The organism is Brevundimonas sp. P7753 (genome assembly GCF_013386595.1).
GTDB lineage: Bacteria > Pseudomonadota > Alphaproteobacteria > Caulobacterales > Caulobacteraceae > Brevundimonas > Brevundimonas bullata.
The window spans coordinates 171-1149 of sequence record NZ_JACARP010000159.1; the positions used below are offsets into that span (position 1 = coordinate 171).

Annotated in this window: 2 protein-coding genes; one reads left to right on the forward strand and one right to left on the reverse strand. The window is 68.8% G+C overall.

Annotated elements, in window-relative coordinates; all coding sequences use genetic code 11:
* Positions 1–6: 6 nt before the first annotated feature.
* Entirely contained in the window at positions 7–450 is a 444-nt protein-coding gene (locus tag HX774_RS18640) for a surface-adhesin E family protein (protein ID WP_178828928.1), read from the reverse strand.
* A gap of 102 nt (positions 451–552) precedes the next feature.
* On the opposite strand from HX774_RS18640, the gene HX774_RS18645 reads away from it, so the two are divergent.
* Positions 553–979: alpha/beta fold hydrolase (locus HX774_RS18645; protein ID WP_178828929.1), on the forward strand; the 427-nt coding region annotated here is incomplete at its 3' end.

The following is a 979-nucleotide window of genomic DNA, read 5'->3' on the forward strand; positions in this document are numbered from 1 at the left end:
CGGCGGTCAGCCGCCGTGCTGGCTGTCGATGAAGGCCTTGATGGATGGGCTGTTGGGGGCGGTGGAGCGCTGGTTGTCGCAGGCGATGCTCTTGATATAGGCGCCGAGGCTGTTGGCTGAGGGGCGGTCCCATTCCGCCTCTGGATCGGGGTAACGCGCCTCTTCGGCGCCGCTGGCGCCGTACTCGACTTCCAGGACGATGCGGGCCTGATTGGCGGCGCATCGGAAAGCGTACTCATTGATCTTGTGCGTGTAATCGCCTGCGGTTGCGGGCAGGGGGATGCGCGCGACCTTGATCGTGGTGTCGTCGCCGACCTTGGCGATGCTGGACAGATCCGCGAGATAGACGACGCGAGCGCTGCTGGAGACGGAGCTCCATTCTTCGGCCGAGACGCTGAAGGCCAGGCTCGCCGCAGCCAGGGCGACCGAGGCCGTGATGAACATCTTCATGATTTCCTCCCCAGGATGAGGGGAGTTCACACCCGGCGCGCCGATTTTTCAACTGGGCAGTTGCGCCGATGAATCGCCACGATCTGCACCCAGGTTTGCGCCATGACCCGTTTCCTGAAGATGCTCGCGCTTGCCTTCGTCCTGTCGGCCTCGACCCTGGGGGGGATGGGGGTCGCGGAGGCCGCGCCTGCGGCGGCGCCGGCCAGGGGTTTCGCGTCGGACCGGATCGTGGTCGAGGCGCGGGGTGAGGGGGCGGATGTGATCCTGATCCCCGGTCTGGCCTCGACCTCGGCGGTGTGGGCGCGCACGGCCCAGGCGCTGGAGGGGCGATACCGGGTGCATCTGGTGACGGTGCGCGGGTTCGGCGACGTGGCGGCGGACGGCAATGGCGAGGGCTTGATCGGCGCCCCGGCGGCGGCGGAGATCCGGCGCTATATCGCCGAGCAGGGGCTGGAGCGGCCGGCCGTGATCGGCCATTCCATGGGCGGGCAGATCGCCCTGCGGGTCGCCGCCGACGCCGGGCCGCGCG